Source organism: Desulfitobacterium sp. PCE1 (assembly GCF_000384015.1).
GTDB classification, from domain to species: domain Bacteria; phylum Bacillota; class Desulfitobacteriia; order Desulfitobacteriales; family Desulfitobacteriaceae; genus Desulfitobacterium; species Desulfitobacterium dehalogenans.
Window position 1 is genome coordinate 2,327,958 of sequence record NZ_KB913023.1, and the last position, 25,311, is coordinate 2,353,268.

General features: G+C 40.7%; 23 protein-coding genes. 3 read left to right on the plus strand and 20 right to left on the minus strand.

Going from position 1 to position 25,311, the window contains the following annotated elements; genetic code table 11:
- Window positions 1-60: 60 nt before the first annotated feature.
- The gene (locus tag DESPCE1_RS0111525) at window positions 61-1,410 is read left to right on the plus strand and encodes an MATE family efflux transporter (RefSeq protein WP_019850556.1); all 1,350 of its coding nucleotides are present in this window, start codon (window positions 61-63) and stop codon (window positions 1,408-1,410) included.
- A gap of 109 nt (window positions 1,411-1,519) precedes the next feature.
- On the opposite strand, the gene DESPCE1_RS0111530 is transcribed toward DESPCE1_RS0111525, so the two are convergent.
- The 7 genes from DESPCE1_RS0111530 to DESPCE1_RS0111560 all read right to left on the minus strand — a co-directional run bounded on the left by DESPCE1_RS0111530 (window position 1,520) and on the right by DESPCE1_RS0111560 (window position 8,773).
- Window positions 1,520-2,722, minus strand: a complete 1,203-nt coding sequence (locus DESPCE1_RS0111530) for an LUD domain-containing protein (protein WP_019850557.1) — start codon at window positions 2,720-2,722, stop codon at window positions 1,520-1,522.
- The gene (locus DESPCE1_RS0111535) at window positions 2,719-3,687 is read right to left on the minus strand and encodes a (Fe-S)-binding protein (RefSeq protein ID WP_172637656.1); all 969 of its coding nucleotides are present in this window, start codon (window positions 3,685-3,687) and stop codon (window positions 2,719-2,721) included. Before DESPCE1_RS0111535 ends, DESPCE1_RS0111530 begins: the two co-directional genes overlap by 4 nt.
- Before the next feature lie 261 nt (window positions 3,688-3,948).
- A complete protein-coding gene (gene larB, locus DESPCE1_RS0111540) occupies window positions 3,949-4,710 on the minus strand; it encodes a nickel pincer cofactor biosynthesis protein LarB (RefSeq protein WP_014794182.1) in 762 nt (253 codons plus the stop codon).
- A gap of 203 nt (window positions 4,711-4,913) precedes the next feature.
- Window positions 4,914-5,666, minus strand: a complete 753-nt coding sequence (locus DESPCE1_RS0111545; RefSeq protein WP_014794183.1) for an ABC transporter ATP-binding protein — start codon at window positions 5,664-5,666, stop codon at window positions 4,914-4,916.
- Window positions 5,663-6,727: an iron chelate uptake ABC transporter family permease subunit gene (locus tag DESPCE1_RS0111550; RefSeq protein ID WP_014794184.1), complete on the minus strand. Its 1,065-nt coding sequence runs from the start codon at window positions 6,725-6,727 to the stop codon at window positions 5,663-5,665. The genes DESPCE1_RS0111545 and DESPCE1_RS0111550 overlap by 4 nt, the downstream gene beginning before the upstream one ends.
- A complete protein-coding gene (locus DESPCE1_RS0111555; RefSeq protein ID WP_019850559.1) occupies window positions 6,724-7,737 on the minus strand; it encodes an ABC transporter permease in 1,014 nt (337 codons plus the stop codon). The genes DESPCE1_RS0111550 and DESPCE1_RS0111555 overlap by 4 nt, the downstream gene beginning before the upstream one ends.
- A 22-nt stretch (window positions 7,738-7,759) precedes the next feature.
- A complete protein-coding gene (locus DESPCE1_RS0111560; protein WP_019850560.1) occupies window positions 7,760-8,773 on the minus strand; it encodes a siderophore ABC transporter substrate-binding protein in 1,014 nt (337 codons plus the stop codon).
- A 359-nt stretch (window positions 8,774-9,132) separates the two neighbouring features.
- On the opposite strand from DESPCE1_RS0111560, the gene DESPCE1_RS0111565 reads away from it, so the two are divergent.
- Window positions 9,133-9,489: an AraC family transcriptional regulator gene (locus tag DESPCE1_RS0111565; protein ID WP_019850561.1), complete on the plus strand. Its 357-nt coding sequence runs from the start codon at window positions 9,133-9,135 to the stop codon at window positions 9,487-9,489.
- On the opposite strand, the gene DESPCE1_RS0111570 is transcribed toward DESPCE1_RS0111565, so the two are convergent.
- From DESPCE1_RS0111570 to ytvI, 6 genes are all read right to left on the minus strand, one after another.
- Complete coding sequence (locus DESPCE1_RS0111570) at window positions 9,486-10,184, minus strand: response regulator transcription factor (RefSeq protein ID WP_014794188.1); 699 nt, start codon at window positions 10,182-10,184, stop codon at window positions 9,486-9,488. The two genes, DESPCE1_RS0111565 and DESPCE1_RS0111570, sit on opposite strands and share 4 nt — an antisense overlap.
- A 47-nt stretch (window positions 10,185-10,231) precedes the next feature.
- Window positions 10,232-11,674, minus strand: coding sequence for a cell wall metabolism sensor histidine kinase WalK (locus DESPCE1_RS0111575; protein WP_014794189.1), 1,443 nt, complete (start codon window positions 11,672-11,674; stop codon window positions 10,232-10,234).
- 9 nt (window positions 11,675-11,683) lie between these two features.
- Window positions 11,684-12,436, minus strand: coding sequence for an ABC transporter permease (locus tag DESPCE1_RS0111580; protein ID WP_019850562.1), 753 nt, complete (start codon window positions 12,434-12,436; stop codon window positions 11,684-11,686).
- The gene (locus tag DESPCE1_RS0111585) at window positions 12,399-13,148 is read right to left on the minus strand and encodes an ABC transporter ATP-binding protein (RefSeq protein WP_014794191.1); all 750 of its coding nucleotides are present in this window, start codon (window positions 13,146-13,148) and stop codon (window positions 12,399-12,401) included. The genes DESPCE1_RS0111580 and DESPCE1_RS0111585 overlap by 38 nt, the downstream gene beginning before the upstream one ends.
- A 73-nt stretch (window positions 13,149-13,221) precedes the next feature.
- Window positions 13,222-14,469: a hypothetical protein gene (locus DESPCE1_RS0111590; RefSeq protein ID WP_019850563.1), complete on the minus strand. Its 1,248-nt coding sequence runs from the start codon at window positions 14,467-14,469 to the stop codon at window positions 13,222-13,224.
- 316 nt (window positions 14,470-14,785) lie between these two features.
- Window positions 14,786-15,850, minus strand: coding sequence for a sporulation integral membrane protein YtvI (gene ytvI / locus DESPCE1_RS0111595; RefSeq protein ID WP_019850564.1), 1,065 nt, complete (start codon window positions 15,848-15,850; stop codon window positions 14,786-14,788).
- 131 nt (window positions 15,851-15,981) lie between these two features.
- Between ytvI and DESPCE1_RS0111600 the strand changes: the two genes are divergently transcribed.
- A complete protein-coding gene (locus DESPCE1_RS0111600) occupies window positions 15,982-17,304 on the plus strand; it encodes a radical SAM protein (protein WP_019850565.1) in 1,323 nt (440 codons plus the stop codon).
- Window positions 17,305-17,353: 49 nt separating this feature from the next.
- On the opposite strand, the gene DESPCE1_RS0111605 is transcribed toward DESPCE1_RS0111600, so the two are convergent.
- The 7 genes from DESPCE1_RS0111605 to DESPCE1_RS0111635 all read right to left on the minus strand — a co-directional run bounded on the left by DESPCE1_RS0111605 (window position 17,354) and on the right by DESPCE1_RS0111635 (window position 25,271).
- Window positions 17,354-18,550, minus strand: a complete 1,197-nt coding sequence (locus DESPCE1_RS0111605) for a DEAD/DEAH box helicase (RefSeq protein WP_019850566.1) — start codon at window positions 18,548-18,550, stop codon at window positions 17,354-17,356.
- Between the two features lie 123 nt (window positions 18,551-18,673).
- Window positions 18,674-19,867, minus strand: coding sequence for an MFS transporter (locus tag DESPCE1_RS0111610; protein ID WP_019850567.1), 1,194 nt, complete (start codon window positions 19,865-19,867; stop codon window positions 18,674-18,676).
- 290 nt (window positions 19,868-20,157) lie between these two features.
- Window positions 20,158-22,320, minus strand: coding sequence for a DNA helicase RecQ (gene recQ, locus DESPCE1_RS0111615; protein ID WP_019850568.1), 2,163 nt, complete (start codon window positions 22,318-22,320; stop codon window positions 20,158-20,160).
- A 1-nt stretch (window position 22,321) separates the two neighbouring features.
- Entirely contained in the window at window positions 22,322-22,972 is a 651-nt protein-coding gene (locus DESPCE1_RS0111620; RefSeq protein ID WP_014794198.1) for a B12-binding domain-containing protein, read from the minus strand.
- On the minus strand, window positions 22,965-23,744 hold the full coding sequence (locus tag DESPCE1_RS0111625; protein WP_014794199.1) for a GntR family transcriptional regulator: 780 nt from the start codon (window positions 23,742-23,744) through the stop codon (window positions 22,965-22,967). Before DESPCE1_RS0111625 ends, DESPCE1_RS0111620 begins: the two co-directional genes overlap by 8 nt.
- Before the next feature lie 129 nt (window positions 23,745-23,873).
- Window positions 23,874-24,044 (minus strand): hypothetical protein, encoded by a 171-nt coding sequence (locus DESPCE1_RS23295; protein WP_014794200.1) that lies wholly within the window; start codon window positions 24,042-24,044, stop codon window positions 23,874-23,876.
- 33 nt (window positions 24,045-24,077) lie between these two features.
- Window positions 24,078-25,271 (minus strand): uroporphyrinogen decarboxylase family protein, encoded by a 1,194-nt coding sequence (locus tag DESPCE1_RS0111635; protein ID WP_014794201.1) that lies wholly within the window; start codon window positions 25,269-25,271, stop codon window positions 24,078-24,080.
- Between the last annotated feature and the right edge of the window lie 40 nt (window positions 25,272-25,311).

Genomic DNA, 25,311 nt, shown 5'->3' on the forward strand with positions numbered 1-25,311 from the left:
GCATTTGGATTAAGATGTTCATCATGCAGGTATAATTCTTGTGAAGGGATCCTATTTTTTATGGAGCAAATCACTAAAATAAAATTAAAAATTCACCAATTCATTTATATTCTTCTTCCTATTCTGATTTCACAGGTCGCTCTGTTCTCCATGTCTTTTTTTGACACGGTGATGTCGGGACAAGCCAGCTCCGTCGATCTTGCGGGGGTTGCCATCGGTGCCAGTCTATGGGCACCCGTCAGCACCGGATTGGGTGGGATATTAATTGCTATAACGCCCATCGTCGGACATTTATTAGGAGCCAAGAGAAAGAACGATGTTCCTTTCAATGTCCTACAAGGAATCTATCTTGCACTGGCCATCGCTTTTCTCGTAATTCTTGCGGGAAGCATGAGTTTGGAAGGGCTGCTCTCTCTCATGAACCTGGAGCCCCAAGTGCGTTCTATAGCACGCGGGTTTCTTACGGCCATAGCTTTTGGCGTTCCTCCTTATTTTGTGTACCAAGTGTTGAGGGGCTTTATTGATGCGTTGGGATATACACGAATTACCATGCTGATTACTCTCCTTTCCCTGCCCGTTAATATCTGCCTCAACTATGTCCTTATCTTTGGCAAATTTGGTTTTCCAGCCTTTGGTGGTATAGGAGCCGGCATCGCTACTTCTATAGCTTATTATTGCTTGATGCTCATTGCCCTACTCATTATTCACCGTCATCCCTATTTTAAAGAATTTGCGATCTTCAAGCGCCTCCATCCACTCTCCTGGAAAACCTGGCTAAACCAATTGAAAATCGGAATACCCATTGGTTTTTCTATTTTCTTCGAGACCGGCATGTTTTGTGCAGTAACTTTGCTCATGAGCCGATTTAATACCATAACCATAGCCGCCCATCAAGGTGCCATGAATTTTGCCTCCATGATCTACATGATTCCTTTAAGCTTCTCTATGGCTTTAACGATTCTTGTCGGATTTGAAGTAGGCGCTCGCCGCTATCATGATGCCAAACAGTATTCCTTAATCGGGTTAGGTTTTTCCTTCTCCATAGCTCTTCTAACGGCTCTCCTTCTTTTTCTGTTCAAAGAGCAAGTGGCCGGACTCTATTCCAAGGAATGGGATGTGATCCTCCTTGCTAAACAGTTTCTCATTTACGCCATCTTCTTTCAGTTTTCCGATGCACTGGCAACACCCATTCAGGGGATTCTACGCGGTTATAAGGATGTCAACCTTCCTTTTATCACATCACTCATCTCCTATTGGTTCATTGCTCTGCCTATTGGTTACTTTTTGGCCGCCTACACCAGTTTCGGGGCTTTTGGTTTCTGGATTGGCCTAATTATTGGCATTACGACAAACGCTTGCTGCCTGCTACTTAGGTTAAGGTATATTTTGCGTCGACAACTTGCTGTTTAATCCAAATCACTTTCACACGAAAAATCCCCTTGAATCATGGCACTCCATAATCCAAGGGGATTCATTTTGCTATCAGATTTCCCGGTCGCGCGGCGAAGCTTTGACCGATTTAATCAATCTCTTCTCCGCTTGATAGGCGTTTTCTTAATTCTCCTACCATATTGGGCACATCAATTTGCATTGGGCAACGCTCTACACAGCGTCCGCAGCGCAGACAGGTGTGGATTTGGGGTGCAGTAGCCTCTAAGCCTCCTGAAGTAAAGACATTCCAGATGGTGCCGATACCGCCAAGATAGGTTTCTCCAAAGGTTCCTGCAGTGATTTGGAATACGGGACATTCATACATACACCCCCCGCAGCGCAGACAATGGGATGCTTGCTTAAAGTCATCATCCTCAGCCATCTTTTCCCGACCGTTATCAACGAAGATGACATAAAATTCTTTGGGACCGTGGGCACCGTAAGTGGTGACTTTTTCAATATCCCCCGTTTTACTTGGCCCAGTGACAATATTAACATAGGATGGGACACCATATTGTGCATACCGCCAGGTCACTTCAGCTACTTTCATCGCTTCCTGGAAAGTTGGAACTAATTTTTCAGTTCCTACAATCATAAGGTGGACCGGAGGAGCCGCTGTCGACAAGCGAACATTGCCTTCATTTTCAATGATAACAAATGCCCCGGTGTCGGCAGCCACCACATTGGCTGAACTAATGCCCACATCAGCGGTAAAATATTTTTCACGCATAAATTCCCGAACAATGCTCACCTCTTTGGCAATATCGGGCTCCACTTCTTTACCAAAGAATTGAGTAAAGATTTCAGCAACCTTTTCCCGGGGAACATGAATAGCCGGAGAAAGGATATGCATGGGGCGATCTTTTTTAAGTTGGAGGATGAATTCTCCAAGATCTGTTTCCCAGACCTCATTGCCTACTTCCTCTAGATACTCCCGAAGGTGGAGCTCTTCTCCTAACATGCTCTTGCCCTTGACAACGGTTTTCCCTTGACCAATAATTTCAGCGGCCATAACTAAGGCTTCATGCTTATCCTTGGCATAGAAAGCCTTCCCTTTATTGCGTTCAACCGCCTCCATGGCTTGAGCAAGGAGTTCTTTCCTCTGAGCAACAGAACGGCTTTTGATTTCCCGTACTTCTGCAGCAAGATCGGGGGTATGGGGAAAACGTGCCATGGTGCTATCCGTCGTTTCACGATAGGCTTTTACCGCCCGAGATATGGCTTTGCGAATATTCTCATCATGCTTGGCACGATCTATTTCTTTAGAGTACTCTTTAAATTCTTTTCTCATCCCACTATCCCCTTATATAAGAATTCAATCAAGTCGGCGATTCCTTCTTGGCCCTTTTTATCTATGGCACCTTTCAAGGAAGACAAGCAATAAGGACAAGAGGTTAGGATGAGGTCTGCACCCGTGTCTTGAAGTTCCACAACCCGTCTTTCCGCTATGGTATGAGAAAGCTCAGGGAACATGAATTTATTAGGACCGCCGCAGCAGGTCGTCCATGCACGGTTCCGCATAGGTTCTTTGAACTCAATCCCCATTGCATTTAATATCTCCCGTATCTCTTCAGTAACCCCCAGATCACGAGCAAGTCGGCAGGAGTCATGAATCACAACGGATTGATTGGTATCTATTTTTGGTAATTTGTGCCTTTGTTCCCATACCAGTTCAACAAAAGTTTTAACTTCGAACTCGTGATGAACCCCAAATTTGGGGTACATTAGTTTGATGACTTCAGCAGCGTGAGGAGAAAGACAAACAATAGTCTTGGCCTGGGTCCCTTTAAGGACTTTAGTGACCTTTTGGGCATAGGTGGCAAAATCATCCCAATATCCCAATTCATACAGCAAAGCCCCGCTATAGAGTTCGTCTTCACCTGAATAACATAATTCATAGCCTAAGCTTTGGAGAATCCGTGCGGCTTTTAAGGAGACTTGATTAAACCGTTCTTTGTCCGAGGCCAGTACCGAGGCATAGATTTTCTCGGGAGCAATACCCGTCTTTTCGACGATGTTCCGTACACCCATCAACATAGAAAAGCTTGCGCTGTTAGGATCCATCACCGTCATGGTTTTCACCAGTGAGTCAATGAAGGGAAGAAGTTGATACTCACCGCCGGTATAAAAAAGCAGCTCCCCTGTCTTGGGTAAATTAAGTTCCTTTGCCCAGGAAGAAACTTCGCTTCCCTTAAGGGCTAAAGGATTGCCGTATTTCACAATATTACCGCGAATTAATTCTAATACAGGTGGCATCTTGCGCTCCACCGTTGTTGGCATATCAATAGGATTGGTTGCCACTATAATCCACCGCCTTCTCGACTGATCGTATAATTATAGATTACTTAAAACAAGATGACCTTGTAAACACAAATTCTCTATGTATTATGTATTATTGAAAAGCATGAGGCAATATTAGCTACACAATTTCATAGAGAACTGATACAAAGAGAATTATACTATAGCTCATTCTCTTTTTTCAACTAAATAAAGTATAGCTTATTTTTTTAATGTACATCATACTTCGGAAGCAACTATGGCTCTGATAATGGAATTGGCTAAAACTCCGGCTCCAAAACCATTATCAATGTTTACCACACCTATTCCGGCTGAACAGCTATTCAACATAGCCAGTAAAGCGGCTAACCCTCCAAAACTAGCTCCATAGCCGACACTGGTAGGGACGGCAATCACTGGTTTATCGGTTAATCCACCCACAACGCTGGCTAATGCCCCTTCCATACCTGCGACGACAATAAGAACCTGTGCGTCATTCAGTTTATCCTTATTATCTAAAAGTCGATGAATTCCCGCCACACCTACGTCGTACAATCGCTCTACCTGACACCCCATTATTTCTGCCGTGATTGCGGCTTCCTCCGCTACCGGTAAATCCGCTGTCCCGGCACTTAGGATCAGAACTCTCCCTCTCTTAAGGATCGGTTCTTTAAGAACTGTAATAACACGGGCCAGTTCGGAATAGGAAGCCTCAGGGATGTGGGCCTGTACTGCTTCATAGACCTCCGGAGTTGCCCGAGTCGCCAAGATATTGTGACCGTGTTTTAAAAGGTTGGTTAATATTTCAATAATATGTTCTTTCGCTTTCCCCTGACAAAAAACGACTTCGGGAAACCCATTGCGAAGAGCCCGATGATGATCCACTTTGGCAAAACCCAAATCTTCATAGGGTAGATTTTTAAGCTCTAGGAATGCACTATCGCAGGATATCTTACCATCCTTTACTCCCTGGAGTAATGCTCTCAATTGTTCTTCGTTCATCCCTTACCTCCATGACCAATGATGGTAAATTATAGCACATTTAGACGGTGATTAAAAATTAAAAAAATAGAAGAGGCGGCTCATCGTGTGAACCGCCCCTTCTGACAAGTCCCAGGGAATATTACAAACCCGCTTCCAGTTCTTCAATCATCGTTTTTGTCCCGTTGCCGTTTTTTGTATTCTCTCAACAGTTTAAATTATAACTAATAAATCGCTACTGGCCCATGAGGACCAGCAATAATTTCGATTTTTGTTTCAAAAATATCTGTCAAAACTTCTGGGTCCATCACCTCTTCTACTGTTCCAAAAGCGGCAATTCTTCCATCTTTCATAGCACAAATTCGATCAGAATATTTGGCTGCGAAATTTATATCATGGAGAACAGTCAGAATTGTTCTGCCAAATTCATTAGCAGCATGCCGCAAATGCTCCATCATTTGAACAGAACGAGCAACATCGAGATTGTTCAGCGGCTCATCCAAAAGTACATATTCAGTCTCTTGGCACAAAACCATTGCTACATAGGCCCTTTGCCTTTGACCACCAGAAAGTTCATCTAAATATCTATTTTCCAGATCAGTCAAACCTAAAAAATCGATATATTTAGAAATAATAGCCTCATCTTCTTTAGTTGTTCTTCCCTTTGAATAAGGAAAACGTCCAAATCCAGCTAATTGTCTAACTGTAAGCCTCGTTACAAAATGATTTTCTTGTCGCAAAATAGTCAGAATTCTTGCCAAGTCTTTTGATTTAGATTCAGAAACATCCATATTCGCCACCTTAATTTGGCCTTCATCCATATTCAAAAGTCTTCCAATCATTAAAAGTGTCGTAGACTTTCCGGCACCATTGGGTCCAATTAAAGAAGTAAGACCAGCTTTTGGTATCTTAATATTCAAAGGTCCTATTTCCACCTCACCAGTATACACCTTTTTAACATTAGCAATCTCGATCATAAAGTTCCCTTCCTTAAAATTACAATTAAAAATGTTATTCCACCAAACATTTCGATAATAACTGAAACTACACCTTGAGCATTAAATACATGATACATAAAAAAGTAGGCACCTGTTATTATCAAAAATCCTATAGCAAAAGCCATTGGAAAAATATATCTATGATCATAAGTTGGTGCCGCTTGATAACACAAGGTTGCCACTAAAAATCCATAGAAAGTAAGTGGTCCAACCAAAGCCGTTGATATTGACATCAAAACAGCAACTAATATAAGAGTATAAATTACGCTAAATTGATGATTAACTCCCAAAGAAGTACAGGCATTCTTGCCAAGCGACACTACATTTAAATTCTTAGAATAAGCAAGAAGAAGTAATGCTGCAATGATGACAATGGGAATTGCAACAGGAAAGTATCCGGAATCCGCATTATTTACAGAACCAAACAATCTGGCCTGTAAAATATCAAACTCAGACGGCGCAAGAAGTCTTCTCATAAAAGTTGATAAAGACCTCAACCCAGTTCCAATAATAACCCCAACCAAAAGCATAAGTTGTAAATTTCCATACTTTCCGGAAAGCAACCATCCATAAAGTATCAAACACATCAAAACCATAGCAATAACTTGAAATACAAATGAGCCAACACCATTAAAACCTATAAATATACTAGCACCAAAAAAGAACATGGTACTCGTATGAATTGTTGAGTAAAGTGCTTCAAAACCTAAAAGTGAAGGAGTTATAATCCTATTATTCGTAATCGATTGGAAAGCAACGGTCGACAAACTCTGACAAATTGCAGGAATAACCATGGCAACAAGAGCTACCATCCTTCTTTTAACAACTGGGATAAAAGAAGGGGAATCTACTGGAACTGGATTGTTATAAACCAAAAGACCATAGGAAGAAAGAACGCCCAAAGCAATCAATGTTATCAGCAAAATCCAATAACGTTTTTCTTCTTTCTTAGAACGAAAAGCTCTAGCTGATCTATCTTCATTATGAAGGCTAGAATCGATTACGATATTTTCCTTACTACTATATACTAATTGGCTCATCTTAGCCTCCTTTGTCTCAATAAGATAACAATAAATAGGACTGCCCCCACTGTTCCAAGTATCAAAGAGACAGGTACTTCGAAAGGCATGATAATTGTTCGAGAAATTATGTCGCAAAGTGTTATAGTACCCATTCCCAACACACATACCCAAGGCAGATTACTCCTGAGATCATCGCCTCTATACATTGAAACAATATTGGGGACAATTAAACCTAAAAAAGGTAAATTGCCAATAACAGCTGCAACAATTCCAACGGCAAAAGAAATAAGGGCAGTACCAAGAAGAACTATCTTATTATAATTTAAGCCAAGACTTGTTGTAACATCTTCCCCCAGTCCGGCTAAAGTCAATCGATCAGCATAGATAAAAATAAGAACAGTAGCTATAACAACCAGCCATAAATATTCATATCTGCCAATTTGAACCGATGCAAAAGAACCTACAAACCAAGTTTCAATATTTTGCGTCATTTGAAAAACCAGGCCAATAAAAGTGGAAATTGCCGAAATAACCGCTCCAAGCATCATCCCAATAATCGGGACAATTAAAGACGAACGAAGTTTAACTCTTCTCAAAAACAAAAAGAAAATCATAGTTCCTACAAAAGAAAAAATGATGGCACCAGTCATTCTTAGAACTAAAGTTGGTGCAGGAAAAAACAAATAAACAAAAACAAGTCCCAAACCTGCCCATTCAACAGTTCCTGTTGTGGTGGGTTCCACTAAACGATTCTGCGTAACAAGTTGCATTGCGAGTCCTGACATTGACATTGCAGCTCCAGTAAGCATTAGGGCCGCTGTTCTTGGAACACGAGTTATGAAAAACATGTCCATTCCATCTACTTGTCCTTGTATATCATAAACTCCAGTAAACAGTGATAAAATACCTGCAATGACAACAACCAGAATCGCTAATGTAAAAGGTTTTGTCCATATTTTATTGTGATTATAACGCTGAGGCTGAGAATACTCAGCCCCAGCCATTTTTTGTATTACATTTTCCGGCACTATGTTCTACTCCTTATACTAACTACTTAGCTAAAGCATTGGCGAGCTTTTCAAATAATTCTAGATAAGTTTGTATTGATTCATTTGTGTAAGTATCTGCTGGTGCATAAACTATCCGTCCTCCAGAAACAGCAGTTGTGTTTTTAAGAGCAGGTGAATTATCGATAACATCCTGAGCCGGAACTGCATCCGTTGTAGAGGATACTGCAGCATCACGATCTAGTACAAAAATCCAATCAGGATTACTTTGGGCAATAGCTTCAACAGAAATATCATCACCTTGGTGATCTGAGGAAGCACCGTCAATTTTTAATGCCGGAATCCATCCAAAAATTTCATACATTGGTCCCCAAACACGTCCGGAATGAGGAGCTGAAAAACCAATATTTCCACCGGAAACCACAACACTCATAACAGTATCCGTTCCATTATAGGCAGACTTAGCATCTTTGATAGCTTGATCAAAATCAGCTGCCAATTGTTCAGCCTCTTTATTTTTATCAAAAATTTGTCCCAAAGCGATTGTAGAGTTTTTAAGTCCATTGACTAAGTTTTCTCCAGGTGTATCCGCTTTCTCAGAAACATCAAAATTAAGATCAATAACAGCTGCATTTGGCACTATCTTTTTTATATCTTCATAAAAGCTAGCAAATCTTTGACCAATAATGACAAGTTCAGGGTCTACAGCTGCTATAATCTCAAGATTTGGTTCACGATGATTTCCTATGTCTTGAACTGACTCATCCTTTACATAGGGTGAATCCGCAGGCATTACAGGCTTTGGAACAGCCGCTAATTCAATTCCCCAATCAGCTAAAGTTTCAAAAGTTCTATTGTCCAAAGCAACTACATTCTTTGGATTTACAGGAACAGCAACAGTTCCGTGAACATCAGTGATTTCAACCGTTGAAGCTTCGCTTACTTGATCATTGGTTTGAGGTTTGACAGCTTGATTAGTTGAATTTGTGCAGGCTGTCAGCATCAAAGCAAAAGTTACCATAATAACAGCTGATTTAAAAAATTTAATTTTTCTCATACATCTCTCTCCTTTATATACAAACATTATAGACAAGCAAATTATTGAATTGATGAAATCAATACCTATGTAATCCTTTTTGCACTTGCTGAGGCTACACAGTTCCACCTCCTATCTAAGACTTTTTTACCGGCGTTAATGGCTCAAATTTTTTCTGGCGAATAGCTCACTTTTTTCTTGACGTTCGCAATTAGAATTTGGTATATTCAAAGAAGTGAGTGATAATAATTATCATTGTCATTAACGCTTGATTAAGACTATATCATCCCCCCTCTGCAAAAATCTTAACTAAATTTGTTTTCGGCAGGTGAAGTTATGCACTTACCTGATGGGAATTACACTATGTAAAGGAGGCGCCCATGGACAAAAAAAGAACTATAAACTCATCCGTTTATAGTCCTCATGTTAAAAAAGCCATCGATTTTACTTTTCAATACCTCAACGAAGAATTAAGCCTGAAAAGGATCACTGAGTATCTCAATATCAACAAATCCTATTTTTGTAAACTGTTTAAACATCATATGGGTATAACCTACACCAAATTCGTCAACGAGCTGCGCATTGAAAAGAGCAAAAAACTGTTGTTGGAAACGGACTTATCTATTCTCGATATCGCCCTTTCTCTGGGATACAATAACCCTAATTATTTTATCAAAGCGTTTAAGGAGCAATTAGGAACCACTCCCCTTAAGTATCGCAAAGAAATGGAAGGCTAAACTCGAAAACGATAGCCTGCTCCCCATACGGTTTCAATATATTGTGGCTTGGAGGGATCTATCTCTGTCTTCTCTCGAATCCGAGCAATATGCACAGTAACGGTTGCGGAATCCCCTAGAGATTCCAATCCCCAGATCCGTTCAAAGAGCTCTTCTCTGCCAAAAACTCGGTTTGGGTTTTGAGCTAAATACAGCAATAAATCAAATTCTTTCTGAGCCAGGTTAACTTCTTGATTATTAACAAAGACTCTTCGCGAGTCTTTTTCAATTTTTAGTCCTCGAATCGTGATGGACTGACGCTTTTTCATACCTGCATTAAAGCGCTGTTTAAGACGCTCATAGTTTTCAATATGGGCTTTTACCCGAGCGACCAACTCCCCGGGGCTAAAGGGCTTAGTAATATAATCGTCGGCCCCCAAACTCAAGCCCTTAATCTTATCGATCTCCTCCTTCTTGGCTGAGACCAGGAGAACAGGAATATCCTTATCCTCTTTCATACTCTTGAGGATTTCCAATCCATCTAAGCCGGGCAGCATGATATCGAGAATGATTAAGTCGAATTCACTGTTCTGTATCGCTCTCAACCCCTCCACTCCGTCTGTGGAGAGAGTGACATCAAAACCCGCTACCTCCAGATAATCTCTTTCGAGCTCAGCAATACTGGAGTCATCCTCGACAATTAAAATGTGTTTCATAGTTTGCCCTCCTTTTGGGAATTTTCGATGATGCCAATAGCAGCTCACTACTGACCCCGGGGAAGTGAGATAAGAACACTGGTCCCTTTACTCTCCCGGCTTACAGCCCATATCCTGCCTTCATGTCCTTCCACAATCTGTTTGGCTATGGCTAGACCTAAGCCGCTGCCTTTAATTTCACTCCGGGCAGTATCCGATCGATAAAATCGCTCGAAGATCTGAGTTACATCCTTTTCCGGTATGCCGCTGCCATTATCCTTAATCTCAATGATGATACTGGAATAGGTTTCGCGTAAGGATAGTGTTATGATCCCCTCTGTTTTATCCATATACTTGCGAGAATTATCGATAATATTCATAATGACTCGCATCATTCGTTCACGATCCAAAGGAATTTCCTGAACAGTGTTAAGCTCACTTTCAAAGAGAACTTTAATCCCGTTTCTTTCCATTTCCGGTTCTATTTCCTGGATTCCGTCATATAAGAATTCTTTGATGTTGGTTTTTTCAAAACTAAAGGGTATTTGGTTAAGATCTAATTTAGCATAGAGGAGCAAATCGTCGATCATGGTATCCACTTGCTCTGCTTTACGGTATATTGTTTTTAAATATTTTTCTTTCTTCTCAGGCGAATTGGCGATACCGTCCAATAACCCTTCCACATATCCTTTGATGGAAGTCACTGGGGTCTTTAGATCATGTGAAATGCTGGATATAAGCATCTTGCGATTATCCTCATACCTGAGCTGGGTATGCACAGAATCCTTTAACTGAATACGCATTCGCTCAAGGTCACGGCAGAGTTCACGAACCTCTTGGTCTCCTTCTTCCACGATTTCAGAGTCAAGATTGCCTAATGTAATTTCCATGGCTGCCTTCTGGAGATTATGGAGAGGAGAAAGAATTCTTAAAGAAAAATAGTAGGAGGAAATAGCATTAGCCCCGATAAAGGACAATAAGAACACTAGTCCACTAAAGAATAAAAAATTCGTTGTATTAAATGAGGCTGGATTTATAGGCACAAGCAAATAGAGGGTCGTTTTGTTCCCTTCCCCTGTCTCTCCACGAGATACATCAAACATCTGAACAGTGTAAGATTGGTTACCAAAGTCCACCTGGGCACCACGGAATTGCACCGTTGCTTTTTTCAGCTTGACCACATCAATAGCCGTTAAGTTGCGAGAGGAAAAAAGAACATTTTCTCCTTGAAGTACCACTACTTCACCATTTAGGATCTCCATCCGTGCTTGGAGTTCCTTTTGGAAGGAAATATCTTCAATTTTCTCAGGATATTGGCGAAGAACACTATTTTCACTGCCAACTAATTCCATGGTCAACCGGGCAACTTCTTGAGTATTGCGAAACACTTGCTCTGTATCCGATAGTTTACCGGCAACAAAAATATAAGCCATAGCAGTAATAACCGTAATCACCACCGGGAGGATTACGGTTAAAGCATTGGCTGAAATGAGTCGTCCTTTCAGATTCATTCTGTCACCCTAAAATTCCTTTTTATCGAAAAGATAATAAGCTCCTGTGAAAAACAGGATGGCATATCCCAACATCAATAAGAATTCCCTCAATATCTTCATAAAGGGAAAAGAATTGGCCAGCCAAAGGTTATACCAATCAAAGTAAGATGTAAGGAGAATTCCGGAATATTGAGAAAAAAACATTCCCAGACCTTTAAAAAGAATAAAACATAAAATAGATACAAAGAAAACAGAAATACCACTTTTAAGTATATTAGCAAGGAGTACAATTCCCAATGCCATCACAAACAAAGGGATAAAACTCACTGCATAGGAAAGAATGCCTTGAAATATCCCTTTAAGAGTCATAGAGTCGCCATCAAAAACAAGTCCTGCCAATAAGGAAAAGACAAGTAACAGAGCCAGATTGGCTAAAATAAAGATACCGATGGCTGATACCTTAGCTGAAAACAGCTTAAAACGGCTCACAGGCCTTGTCAAGGTTATGCGCATTGTATTCTGAGCAAATTCCCCCGAGAAGCTGTCGATAGCCACCAAGGCTGCAAATAGCGGGAGAAGAGTATTAATAGCCACCGACAAGACCAGCATCGAAAAATCAGCACTTCCTGCCCCACGGATACCAAATCCTAAGCGTACTCCCATGACCAAGAGCTGCCCTACGACAATCACCAACAAAGAAAGAACGACGGCTACGACGACTTTCTTCTTTTTACGTAATTTCTCAAGCTCGTTGATTAATGCTGCTTGAAACACGACCATTGCGTTCTACCTCACTCACAAAGTAATTCTCTAGGGTGGCATAATTCTTCAGAATGTCCTCAGTTGTTTGCACATTGAGAAGCATTCCATTATAAATAACGCCAATTTTATTGCATGTTAATTCCACATCGTGAATTAAATGACTGGAGATAAAAAAGGTGGTCTGCTCCTGCTCGGCCAAATGTAAAATCAGCTTGCGGATATCTATCATTCCCTCTACATCAAGACCGTTCAAGGGTTCATCCAGAATGACCACTTTGGGTCGGGAAAGAATAGCTGCCGAGAGACCTAGGCGTTGTTTCATTCCCAGGGAAAACCGCTTAGGCTTCTCATTTTTATAGCGGAGCATTCCGGTTAATTCCAGGACTTCTTCGATTCTTTTCCCATCCACATCCTGATAAAACCGGGCAAGTTGTCTTAGATTATCATAAGCACTAAGATAGGGATAGGTTTCCGGTATTTCAATGATACAGCCCACATGAGCCATTGCTTTCTCATACTCTTCCAGTATACTGTGACCAAATATCTTAACATCGCCCCGGTCCGGAGCAATCAATCCTGTCATAATTTTCATGGCCGTGGTCTTCCCTGCCCCATTCGGACCGAGAAAACCGAAAATCTCACCTTGATAGATATCCAGATTTAAATCGTTGATACCACGACCATTCTTATAAAGCTTCGTGAGATTATTGATCTCAATGACTTTTTCCATGTCATAACCTCCAGATGAAGTCCATAAAGGAGCTGCCGGAGTTGGCTCCGGCAGCTAACCTATTCTGTTCTAACTATTCTAAGACCGGATTAAAGGTTGAGTCAAACATGAGGTCCATGCCTATATAATCAGAATTGATATAAAAATTCACTTTACCCATATAATCATCAAGATAAATATGCCCTTCTTTATTGCTTCCGTCACCTGCGGCGGTCTCAAAACGTGCATCACGCATATCTTTGCTTAAGAACGTAGCGTTAAAGCTAAACTCTTCGCTCTTACCGGCCGTGCCGACGTAGTTCGGTTTATACACTTCTTGGTAACGGCCTGTGAGGCCATTTTGATCAATATGGGTTATCTCCAAGATTCTCTCCCCAGCTTTAACCAGTTGACCATCTTTTTCTGTTACAATGTTGTTCTTAAAAGTACCTACAAACTTCTGAGGATTGTTTACCACATTGCGATCCTTAACGATTTCTTTAACTACTTCTTTACCGTTAAGATCCGGTTTCGTGACGACAGTAGAATTAGTATCTTTAATATTGCCCAGAATTTCAATAGTCAACTCGTGTACTTGACCATTAGGATCTTTACCCGTTATTGTGGCAAGGGCCAGAATATTCTCTAAAGCACCCTCTTTGTTAACAAAGGCGGAACCCGTCACTTCTTTCACGGCAATATCTTGAGTAAGGTTGGGCCAGCCAGTCTTAATTCTTGAATCATGGAATTCCTGCTTTAAGACAAAAGAGGATACCGCATTGATCAAGGTAGGGATTTGCATTTCCGAAAGGGAGCCTGACAGCTCTTTCGACCCATCGGGATTTTCCTTAACAATCACATGGTCTTTCAGACTTCCGACGACAGCATCAACGATCCGTTCCACATCTTCAAACTCATCTTCTGCAAAGGGATTATCAAAGACATGAAACTCTCGTCCTTCCGGATATTCCCCCACATAGATCTTATCACTATCGCTACCTTTACGAATGGTGGTATTGGTGTCATTGTAATAATAATAGGTGGATACCTGTCCTTGGGAGTTCTCAGAGGTATTTGAGGTTTCCTTAGCCTTCTTTACTCGGTCAAATTTATCCACCGCACTGTTGGATTCCAGGACCTTTCCATTAGCTTTAAGTACTGCTGTCATTTCCATGGTATAACTGTCATATTCACTGCTGGCCTTTTCCGCAGTAATTTTAATACCGTCTTTGAGTTGATCATAACCGCTTTTGCTGACGATATCGGCAAAGGCTGTGGTGGCAAAGAGCAAAGCACCCACCGTAAAGCCTGCGATAATCGCCGTTTTCTTTTTTAATTTCAAATCGATTCACTCCTTTTTATATTACGGAAGCTTCCTTTAGCTTTATTCTAACCTTTGCGTCTTGATTTTTCGTAAACAGATTCTAAATAAAGTATAAACTAAATCTTAGAATTAATAAACTTGCTCAAAAATGGAGTCTTTTTCACGGTAGAGAGAAGTATCTTAAGTCCAAAGTAATAAAGAAAACCCGGCTTCGCCGTGCCTGAGACACATGCTCGCAAATGAGGCGAAGTCGCTGGTTGCCCTTATGCTTAGAAAGTATATAACGCAAGTTTATACTTTCTGACAGTAAAAAGTAAAGCCGGAAAGAATCCGGCTAAATACTAAAGCGATATTGAATTACTTTTGCCTTAACTAAAGCTTTATATAGAATTAACACTAGGGGAGCCAAGAAAACACCTAAAACTCCCATCACTTTAAAACCGACCCATATAGAAATCAAAGTGGATAAAGGGCCGAGGCCAATTCTCTCTCCAAGTATTTTTGGTTCAATAATCTTGCGGAATACTGTGATAATGACAAAGAGAAGAATGAGGCCAATGCCACTGAAAATATCTCCCAGTGTAATCAAAACTATTCCCCATGGGACGAGAACGGAGCCTGTGCCGAGAATGGGCAGAATATCGACAATTACAATCAAAAGGGCTAATACCAATGCATAACGCATGCCTAAAATCAGCAACCCTCCAAGACTAACAAAATAGGTAAGGGTACTTAAAATCACTTGAGCTTTTAAAAAACCAATGGTTGCATTGCGTAAATCTGCGAGTACTGCAATGACTTTGGGCTTTGATTCATCTTTAAAATAAGAAAAAAAGCGTTGATTCATCGTCGTGAGATTCAAATTAATCATGTAAAGAGCAATAAAAAAGATCAGTAAAGTGATGAAAAAGATAGGAATAGACGCCGTAATGGATATGGTTTGAGCGCCCCAGGTAGCAAGCAAATTGACAGTGGATAATTCATTGACAAAACTAGTAATCGCCTGATTAATCTGAGAACCCAATTCCGGAGGAAACACTAAAATGATTTCATTGATGCGCTGATTAGCATCATTAAACCAAAGTTGGATATTAGGAATATTGCGTTGAATAAACTTAATTAATTCATAGGCCTCGGTAATAATCTTCGTGATTAAAAAAAAGGAAAGAAGAAGAAATCCTCCCAAAAACATAAAATAGGAAATATTAGCAGCAATAGGCCTGTTAATTCTAGGCCATCTCATGAGATATTGATTAAAGGGCTCCAAGAGCAAGGCGAAAAGCAAAGCAAAGATAAAGGGAGTAAAATATGGCAAGGTATAATAAATCAGAGCAGGTATTAAAACAAAGGCTATTATAACAAGAAGCGTTACCGCGACTTTCTTAGCAAACTCTTTCATGTAAAGGCACTCTCTCCTATCTGCGAAAAATGTTTTTATTACTCATTTTAGGGTATATGCGCTTCTTTTGCAATGAAATAACAAGAAGGTTATAATAAGTTAACTTAATATTTACGTAAAAGGAGTCATGTATGATCATCGAAACCAACAATCAAAACCTTTCTGAAATTAAAAACCCGGAGTTTTATCAGTATGCTCAGATTTATGCCCGAGTCTATAACCATTTTATTGACCAAATCAAGCAAACGGGCATGGCTTTGGATGAAAATCTCGAGGAAGAGACCATGAAAAAACTGGAAAGACTTAGACAATTACAAGGGACTTTTAGAAATTCTGATAAAAGTATCATCAACACCTGGATCTCCTCAGCTTGTGAAGCCTGTCAAAAAGGTGTAGGCACAGTGACGATGTATATCTCTCTGATGTGTCACCGAAATTGTTATTTTTGCTTTAATCCAAATCAAGAGGATTATGAACATTACACTCATAACAAAAGAGACTTAATAAGTGAACTCTCTCAGCTTATAAAGCAAGGTCCTAAACTAACCCATCTTGCTTTAACAGGAGGAGAACCCTTGCTGCATAAAAAAGAAATGCTGGATTTCTTCCGTTTAGCCAAAGAAAAGTCCCCCAAAACTCATACCCGTCTCTATACTTCCGGAGATTTTCTCGACCGGGAAATTCTCCAAGACCTCAAAGAAGCTGGTCTCCATGAAATTCGCTTTAGCATTAAAATGGAAGATCCTCAACACATTAAAAAGGAAGTCTATGAGAGAATTGCCTTGAGCAAGGAATACATACCCGATGTCATGGTAGAAATGCCTGTTTTGCCTGGAAGTCTTGCCGAAATGAAAGAAGTCCTCCTTGAACTCAATCGCATTGGCATCTCCGGAATTAACTTACTGGAGTTTTGCTTTCCTTTTAACAATGCCGGTGAGTTTATAAAGCGGGGCTATAAAGTAAAAAATCCACCTTTTAAAGTCCTTTATGACTATTGGTATGCCGGTGGACTTCCGATCTCGCGCAGCGAACAGGAATGTCTGGACTTAATAGCCTTTGCACTGGAGGAAAAGCTGAAGCTTGGCGTTCATTACTGTTCCTTAGAGAATAAACAAACGGGACAAATCTATCAGCAAAATTATGGACAAAAGGTATCCCCGCTTATGTTCTTTTCCCCAAAGGACTATTTCTTTAAATCGGCAAAAGTCTTTGGCGAGGATATTCATAAAGTTAAAAAAGTATTCAAAAAGAAAAATGTGACTCACTATCAGGTCAATATAGATTATAATTATCTTGAATTCCATGTCAGTCAGATCAAACTCCTAAAGGATCTTGATATTGAGATCGGCATCTCTTCAAATGTCATGGAAATACGAGAAGATGGCAAATACCTGCGGGAGTTAAAAATCGATAGGACCTATCCCAAGGAGTTTGACTTAAAAAAGGATATCTAACTACTTTTAAAAAGCTCCCTATGTTTTAACATAGGGAGCTTTCGCTTGTTTATTTGGTTGATATTTTCCCCCGCTTCCCAGAACGGTGTTCTTTCCGTTGATTCTCACCTATTACCTTACCGAAAGATAATCTCTGCAAAGGTATTAATATTTTTAAGACATTTTCAATTTTATGTAATAGGGGCAGTTCTCTTTGTGTTACCAGTGAAATAGCGACCCCACTTTGCCCTGCTCGTCCACTTCTCCCCACCCGATGCAGATAAAGTTGGGGATCCTCAGGAATATCGAGATTGAAGATATGGGTAATATTCTTAATATCAAGACCTCTGGCTGCTAGATCAGAGGCTACCAGTAAGGGAATCTTTCCCGTGCGGAAATCCTCCATAGCTTTGCGACGTCTCTCCTTTTGAGAATATCCTGATATAGCTTCAGCATCTAAACCATGATATTTAAGCCTTTCTACTGTTTTCTCTATTTCTTCAGTTTTATTGACAAAAATTAAAGCCCGTGCTGGTTCCAGATGTCGGACTAATTTACGCAAAAGTTCAAGCTTATCTCGTTGCTCACACATAAAGTGTTGATGAGTAATTGTCGGCACAACCGCGGCTTTCATGGTAACCCTCTGGACCTCCGGATCTTTAAGAAAGCCCGACGCCCGCTCTATGGTTTCTTGGGATAAAGTAGCCGAAAACAAAAGAATCTGGCTGTCCTTATAGGTCGTCTTGAGCACGGCCTTAACTGTCTGGATATTCTTCTCATCAAGCAACTGATCTGCTTCATCGAGTACAATAGTCTTCAGGGACTGGGGGGATATCTTTCTTTTCTGGATAAGCTCTAAGATACGACCGGCAGAACCAACAATAATATGGGGTTTCTCTTTTAGTTTTTCAATTTGTCGCGTGATGTTAACATTACCAATAATCGCTGCAGAGGTAATCGTTGCAGTTAAATGCTGAGATAAGCTTTGGATTTGACGATGAACTTGTAAGGCAAGTTCATGAGTAGGGGTAAGAATTAATGCCTGATTTTCTCTCTTGGGCAGATCGATTTTCTGAAAGATGGGTAGAAGATAGGCTAATGTCTTCCCAGACCCGGTTTCGGATTGGCCTGCAACATCTCGATTACTTAGGATGAGAGGTATTGCAGCTTTTTGGATCTCTGTAGGCTGTGCTATTCCCTCTTTTTCAAGAGCTTCCAAAAGCTCTGCGTGGATTCCTAATTGTTTAAAGGATTGTGATGTTTCCATATGAGTTATATCCTCTTCTTTTATTCATTAACCTGACTTCGCACTAAACCACTGCCAATGGTGCTAATATGATTCATTATAACCTGTTTTATGTACAAATGGTAATCTGAGTGAGTTTTTCGATCAAGAATCAGACTGAATTACTGTTACAGATTGAGGGATTTTAATGCGGCTGGCTGCAATCAGATTGAGTGCGGCAATAAAAGCTCCAGCTATGAATACATATTCATAGCCCCAAGCAGCCCATAGCAAACCACCTAGCCAAGGGATGAACATGGCAAGTGCATGATCCAATGTAGTCCCCATGGATAGTGATGGAGAAACATCCTCAGGCGCTATCGCTATTCGGCGCAAATAGGTTGCTCGAGCCATTGTTGATGCCATAAGCATTTGATCCATTATATAACAGGCAAAAATAAAGATAATCGCTAGCTCTCCTCGGCCTATTCCTTCAAAGAACTCTTTAGAAAATGCATAACCGAGACATACAAAGATTAAAATGATAGCTTCCCCTGCTAAAACGAAACGCTCTCCAAGTTTATCAATTAGGTAGCCTACGAAAGGTTTAAAGAAAATACTGGCTGCAGCAATAATAAAGCCTAGAGTTGCAAAAGTACTAACACCTTGATTAAAGATTTTAATAAGAACCCAAGGAGCAAAAGTAAGAAAGATTTGCTTCCTTGCCCCATATAAAATGTTTAATACATAAAAGAGGGTGTATTCTTTTTTTAGGATGAGTTTATACCCCTTAGCCTTCTTAGGTTTATTGGGTACCATCAGAATCAGTAAACATCCAGCCAATAAAAAAGTAATCGCTCCAATAAGAAAGATCATTTGGTAATTCACTTTAATATTCTTAAAGATCAATGCGAAGGTTAAATTAGCCAGGAGAAATACAAAGGTATTCGCCCCATTGATCTGACCCAGCCTTTTACCCATATTGGCTTGATCCGAAAGGTTCATAGCAATGCTGTTAGAGATTGGCATATAAAGATGCTGACCCATACTAAATATAAGAAGCCAAAGAACCATGCCATTAAAATCAGCTGCCAAGAATCCCATGCCCATCATGCCAAAGGCCGCTAAGGCGTTAGCGACTACTGCAATTCTCACATCCCCCAGAAAAAGCAAAAGTGTCGAAACAAAAACTACAGCAAAACCTGGAAATTCCCGAGGAATTTCTAGGATGGTCCTTTCGGAAACAGTTAATCGAAAACTGTCATTTAGGAAATTATTAAAAAATGAGGTATCTATACTTTGAGTGATTCCCAGCAAAGCACTAGCCAATAGAAACAGTGTAAAGTCTCTCTTCTTCATCCTAATCCCTCTACTGCCCCCTCCGCCAAACCCTTGGCTCTTGTGTGTAAATCTACGCTTACGGGTCATTTCAATCATTATTTTCCGGGTAAATGTGATCCGCTTCAAAAAGAATATCCTTATTATAGATTAAACCAGCCCTTCATTCCAGCAAAAAATATTGACAACATTAAGATATCTCTTTGAACTTTTCCAGGGTAGTACTAACACAATAGAATCTCACTAGACGGAAAAAGCGGAGCAGGTCGATCCCATAATCGATTTGCTCCGCTTTTTATCTTAGTTCATGGTTAAGAGTTAAAATTCTTAGCAATAACGGATTTTATCGCCATCCAATCCACATCAGCCGGCAAAGCATCTTTAATTGGTCGCAACTTTTCTATTCCTAGTGTCTGAATTACGGTTAATATAAGCTGTTCCTGATCATCGGAAATAAAGTCGCTCCAGGAAATTTGGTGCCCTTCCTTAAAAGCCCGAAGAATATGATCCTGAATGGTGATCAGCTTATAATTTCTAAGCCTTGCAATCTCTTCAAGGGATTTACCTTCTTGATAGAGCATATAAGTCACTAAAAAACTGGGTACTTTGCTCACTTTTTCCTGAGGTTGTTCTAATCTCGCGGGTTCAAGATGTGATTCAAGAGCCCTCTCTGATTTTGTACTTTGAATCATTTTTGCCTGCTTCTGAAAAAAGTCCTGAATGCCTTGAAGGAAGATATCCCCATACTTCTCAAGCTTTCTCTCCCCTACTCCACCAAGACGAAGAAACTCTGTACGGTTTCGAGGGCAAGACTCGGCCATTTCTCTTAAGGTACTATCGGAAAAAATCATATAAGGAGGTAGGTGTTCATTGGCTGCTACCTCACGTCGCAAACCTCTTAGGTATTCAAATAAGGTGAGACTCTCCTCTTCTTTAACCTTCGCTTTTCGCAAGACCTTTTGAAACACTTGTTCATTTCCTTTAAGAACCAGCACCGCTTTTCTTCCACATTTAACCACAGGATACTCTCCTGTGGACAGTTGCAAATAATCTTCGGCGATAAGGTAGTTTATCTGATCTTTAATCTCTTGAATCGTACGCTCACTCATAAGTCCATAGGTGCTCAATTGATTAAGGCGAAGTTCCATGAGTTTCTTGTTGCCAGACCCTTTGAGAACTTCTGCCACCAGATTGACCCCAAAGCGCTCACGCATGCGCAGGACACAGGAAAGTATCTTCTGGGTATCCAGTGTAATATCCACAATATCCCTGTCATCTGTGCAATTGCTGCAGTTTCCGCACTCCTCAGGAATATCGGTTTCACCGAAATATTCCAGTATTTCTTTACGCAAACAACGAGCCGTATGGCAATAATCCGCCATGTCTTGAAGTTTTTTATGCTCATTGACCTTGCGCTCTGGGTTAAAGATGTTATTATCGATCAAGTACCTCTGCAGAACAACATCTTGAGGCGAAAATAATAAGATACAATTAGCCGGTTCCCCATCTCGCCCTGCTCTTCCCGCTTCCTGATAATAAGCCTCCATATTTTTAGGCATGTTGTAATGAATGACAAACCGAACATTGGACTTATCGATCCCCATACCAAAGGCATTGGTAGCCACTATAAGAGGCGTTTTATCAAAAAGAAAAGCTTCTTGTGATTTTTGCCGGTCAAGGTCGCTCATCCCTGCGTGATACTTTCCTACTAAAAACCCTTTGCCTTTTAGATAAGTCTGAAGCTGATCTACTTCCTTGCGGGTTGCAGCATAAATGATTCCCGATTCATTGCGATGCTGAAGACAGTAGTCGGATATAAAGAACTTTTTATTTTCCCCTTTTAGAGTGGAAAACTTTAGATTGGGACGATCAAACCCTGTTATAAAAACTTGAGGATTCTCTAACTTTAGAAGATGAACGATATCTTCTTTTACCTCTTCTGTAGCCGTAGCGGTAAAGGCCCCTAGGATGGGGCGATGGGGAAGGGATTCGACAAAAGTGCCGATCTTTCTGTAACTGGGACGAAAATCATGTCCCCATTGGGAGACACAATGGGCTTCATCCACAGCCACAAAAGAGATGCTCAAAGATTCTAACAGACTCAAGAAACTTTCGGCTTCCAGGCGCTCTGGAGCAACATAAAGTAATTTATATTCCCCTTTGCGGGCTTTGTTAATCCTCTCCCAGGCTTCATTCATGGATAGAGAACTATTAATAAAGGTCGCTGAAACTCCTGCATCATGAAGAGAATCCACTTGATCCTTCATCAGAGAGATTAAAGGCGAAATAACCAGGGTAACTCCTTCAAAAAGAAGGGCTGGAATTTGGTAGGATAAAGATTTTCCTGCGCCTGTAGGCATAATAGCAACTGTATCTACAGACTGTAACAAACTATGAATAACCTTGTTTTGACCCTTTCGAAATTGAGAATATCCGAAATATCGTTTAAGTATGTCAAGTGCCTGATTCATCATCTTAGCACTTCTCCCTTAGTGTTGGCACTTCATCCTTTAGCATCTGACAGATCTCAAAAAGTTTAGTAATATCGTTGGTGTAATAATCCACCCCGGTATAATCCTTAACAATTTCGTTAACCGGATATCCTCCCACGATAATCTTTACTTGGTCACGCAAGCCGGATTCTGTCAATAAATCCACAACCTTTTTTACAGCACTCACGCAAAAGGACAATAAAACACTAATCCCCAAGACCGGGGCTTTTGTTTCATTAACAGCTTGAACAAAAGCCTCTGGAGATACATCCACCCCCAGATCAACTACTTTAAAGCCTGAAGATTTTAACATATAGTGAATAATGTTTTTGCCTAGATCGTGGATATCTCCCTCAATGGTTCCTAATATAATAGTCATACCATTGGAAGGAATATCGGTTGTAATCAGCGGTTCTAGAATCACCATGACTTCTTTTAATATTTCCTCAGACATAATGAGATCCGATAAGTAATACTCGCCATTACAATATCGTCTGCCAACAACTTCAACTCCCTTCTGGCATAATTCAACCACTTTTAAGGGAGAGTCCCCGTCACTGAGATGTTTTTTTACTAAATTTATAGTTTTTTCTTCATCAAGATCAGCAAGGGCATTAACTAATCCATCATCCAAGATTAATCCCTCCATGATTATCCTTTTTCAGCCATCCATCATAACCCGTCAATTGATAACGATCACCGCGATAGATGGATTTGCTCCATCCCACCGGTTTATTTTCCAGATCATATAGCGTTTCTTCGATAACAAAGACAGGGGCATGGACCCCAATTCCGAGTATTGCTGCTTCCTCAGCCGTGGTTACAGATACCTGCAATACCTTTTTTGTGCTCACAGGCAAAACATCATTATTCGCCGTAACAAGTCCTGAAAGTGTCGGGTCCTTGAGATTGGACTCTAAAATCGGTTTGCTTTTCGAATAAATAGTATACTTCCTCTCATAGGCGAGACGTTCATTTTCAGCAGAGACTACAGTGCGAAAATACAACAAACGAGTACTGTTGCTGTCCAATTGAAAGATCCTCATTAATCTCTCATCAGCCCGAACGATCTGAGCGCCTAAGAGTGTGGTACACAGCTTTAAGCCAAAGTCCTTGATTTCCTGATTAAAATTATTGAGCTCAAAAACGACATTGTTCAATTTAGGCGAGGAGACGAAAGTTCCCTTCCCTTGTTGGGGATGAACCATTCCTGCTGAGATAAGCTCCGAAATAGCCCGTCTAACAGTCATCCGGCTAATTTCGAAGCGATTGGCAATTTCAGTCTCCGTGGGCAGTGCTTCACCCGGTTTCAGTTCTCCGCGCAGGATTTGACCCTCGAGAAGTTTGGCCAGCTGATAATAGATAGGGATGACTGACTCCTTATCTATGGACTGTTCTTCATTCATACGAACACCTTACTTTAAATTCAGATAGTTATCTCATTTTACATAAAGAGTGAATATTTGATTAACATATTCGGGATTAATTTACTTAAACCTTTTTTATCACTTGATTTCCTGTTTAATTTTAAGAAATTATCTTTGAACCCACCACCAAAGATATAGATAAGCAAAGGCATCAAGTTGTTCCCACTGATCTTTTATGAGAGATTCATCCCCAGCAGGAGAACCATAATCCTTAATGACCTGCTCCCAGGGGAGACAAGTGCCCGGTAAAGTATTGGGGACCTTTGCATCTTCTGACATATTAAGCCTCCTCCCTTTGGCTAACATCATAACTCATTTGTACACTCCGTATTGACGTGTGGTTTCGATTAAAGCCATGACATTTTCCACTTTTACATCCGTCTGCATAATTCCTGCTGTATCCATGATAAAGCCACCATCTGCTGCATAATCGTGCAAGAGACGTTTTACGTATTCGCTGACCTGTGATCGTGATCCGTAAGCCATTAAAGAATTAGGGACATTTCCACTAATACAGAACTTATGACCAAGTGCAGCTTTGGCTTTAGATATATCGGTCTGATCCACATGAAATACAATACTGGCTTCGGGTAGTTCTTCAATTTTTTCCAAATAGGGGGTCCAATTCCCTTCGGCATAAAACATGGTCCGCTTTCCTTGAGCCCAAAGGCTCTCGATCACTTTTTTTAGGGAGGGCCAATAAAAGGTATCCCACTCATGGGGGTTCAAAAAGGGATAACTGCCTCGGTGAAGGGGTAAAAAAGCAGGAAGTATACGATCTCCTTCTGAAGTTGCTAAACCATAATAGATATTATGAGGTACAAGAACCTCCATAGCGGAAAGAACTTTTTCCGGGCGTCTCCGCAAATCTCTCATAATACCTTTCAGACCCCGTAAGGTATCTCCTAACGTATCAAAGGGTGCCTTAACCATACCTGAGACCCCGATGGGCATCCCATAATTCTGCGCCCAATGGTCAACCGCCTGTTTATTTCTTTCATTCACCATAACCATCCCCGCCGCCCCTTTAATCAGAGCAATATTGGCACGGAAGGACCCCGGTTCAGAAAATTCCTTATGGATCCTAGGTAAAAAAGACTCCAAAATCCATTGGGTGGGATTTTCTATAAAAGCATCATAATCCTCGGGAACCATATATTCTTTTTCTACAAATTGAAACTGTTGGTTAGGAGCAAGCTGATGACCGGCAAATTTTAAGTATTTGGCACCTACTGCATCATGCAGGGTTCCCCACCATAGACTTGGGCCTCCCATGATCACGTCCACGTCAAAATCTGCAAGGATTTTGTCTGCTGCTTCAATATTTTTATCCAAATCATAATAGACTTCTTGGAGGTCTAATCCTGCATATTTCGCCATGAACTCACTCAGCTGCAAGCGAATGGGCACTTTATCGGGTTTTTTCCCTTCCATTGCTGTCAAATAACGAGCTAATCGTTCTTGATACAAGACTTTGTTGTTTCCAATAGTGGTTGTGATCGCCATAAGACCCTCCTCGTAAAAAAGGCTGTTCCATTATCACGAG

Coding starts and splice junctions, on each gene's coding strand:
- DESPCE1_RS0111530 (WP_019850557.1), bottom strand. CDS start 2,722: ATGAGAAAAGAATTTAAAGAGTACTCTAAAGAAATAGATCGTGCCAAG.
- DESPCE1_RS0111575 (WP_014794189.1), bottom strand. CDS start 11,674: ATGAATCTGAAAGGACGACTCATTTCAGCCAATGCTTTAACCGTAATC.
- ytvI (WP_019850564.1), bottom strand. CDS start 15,850: ATGAAAGAGTTTGCTAAGAAAGTCGCGGTAACGCTTCTTGTTATAATA.
- DESPCE1_RS0111625 (WP_014794199.1), bottom strand. CDS start 23,744: ATGAATGAAGAACAGTCCATAGATAAGGAGTCAGTCATCCCTATCTAT.
- DESPCE1_RS0111560 (WP_019850560.1), bottom strand. CDS start 8,773: ATGAGAAAAATTAAATTTTTTAAATCAGCTGTTATTATGGTAACTTTT.
- DESPCE1_RS0111525 (WP_019850556.1), top strand. CDS start 61: ATGGAGCAAATCACTAAAATAAAATTAAAAATTCACCAATTCATTTAT.
- DESPCE1_RS0111565 (WP_019850561.1), top strand. CDS start 9,133: ATGGACAAAAAAAGAACTATAAACTCATCCGTTTATAGTCCTCATGTT.
- DESPCE1_RS23295 (WP_014794200.1), bottom strand. CDS start 24,044: ATGTCAGAAGATGCAAAGGTCCCCAATACTTTACCGGGCACTTGTCTC.
- DESPCE1_RS0111605 (WP_019850566.1), bottom strand. CDS start 18,550: ATGGAAACATCACAATCCTTTAAACAATTAGGAATCCACGCAGAGCTT.
- larB (WP_014794182.1), bottom strand. CDS start 4,710: ATGAACGAAGAACAATTGAGAGCATTACTCCAGGGAGTAAAGGATGGT.
- DESPCE1_RS0111570 (WP_014794188.1), bottom strand. CDS start 10,184: ATGAAACACATTTTAATTGTCGAGGATGACTCCAGTATTGCTGAGCTC.
- DESPCE1_RS0111585 (WP_014794191.1), bottom strand. CDS start 13,148: ATGGAAAAAGTCATTGAGATCAATAATCTCACGAAGCTTTATAAGAAT.
- DESPCE1_RS0111545 (WP_014794183.1), bottom strand. CDS start 5,666: ATGATCGAGATTGCTAATGTTAAAAAGGTGTATACTGGTGAGGTGGAA.
- DESPCE1_RS0111610 (WP_019850567.1), bottom strand. CDS start 19,867: ATGAAGAAGAGAGACTTTACACTGTTTCTATTGGCTAGTGCTTTGCTG.
- recQ (WP_019850568.1), bottom strand. CDS start 22,320: ATGATGAATCAGGCACTTGACATACTTAAACGATATTTCGGATATTCT.
- DESPCE1_RS0111535 (WP_172637656.1), bottom strand. CDS start 3,687: ATGCCACCTGTATTAGAATTAATTCGCGGTAATATTGTGAAATACGGC.
- DESPCE1_RS0111635 (WP_014794201.1), bottom strand. CDS start 25,271: ATGGCGATCACAACCACTATTGGAAACAACAAAGTCTTGTATCAAGAA.
- DESPCE1_RS0111550 (WP_014794184.1), bottom strand. CDS start 6,727: ATGAGCCAATTAGTATATAGTAGTAAGGAAAATATCGTAATCGATTCT.
- DESPCE1_RS0111600 (WP_019850565.1), top strand. CDS start 15,982: ATGATCATCGAAACCAACAATCAAAACCTTTCTGAAATTAAAAACCCG.
- DESPCE1_RS0111580 (WP_019850562.1), bottom strand. CDS start 12,436: ATGGTCGTGTTTCAAGCAGCATTAATCAACGAGCTTGAGAAATTACGT.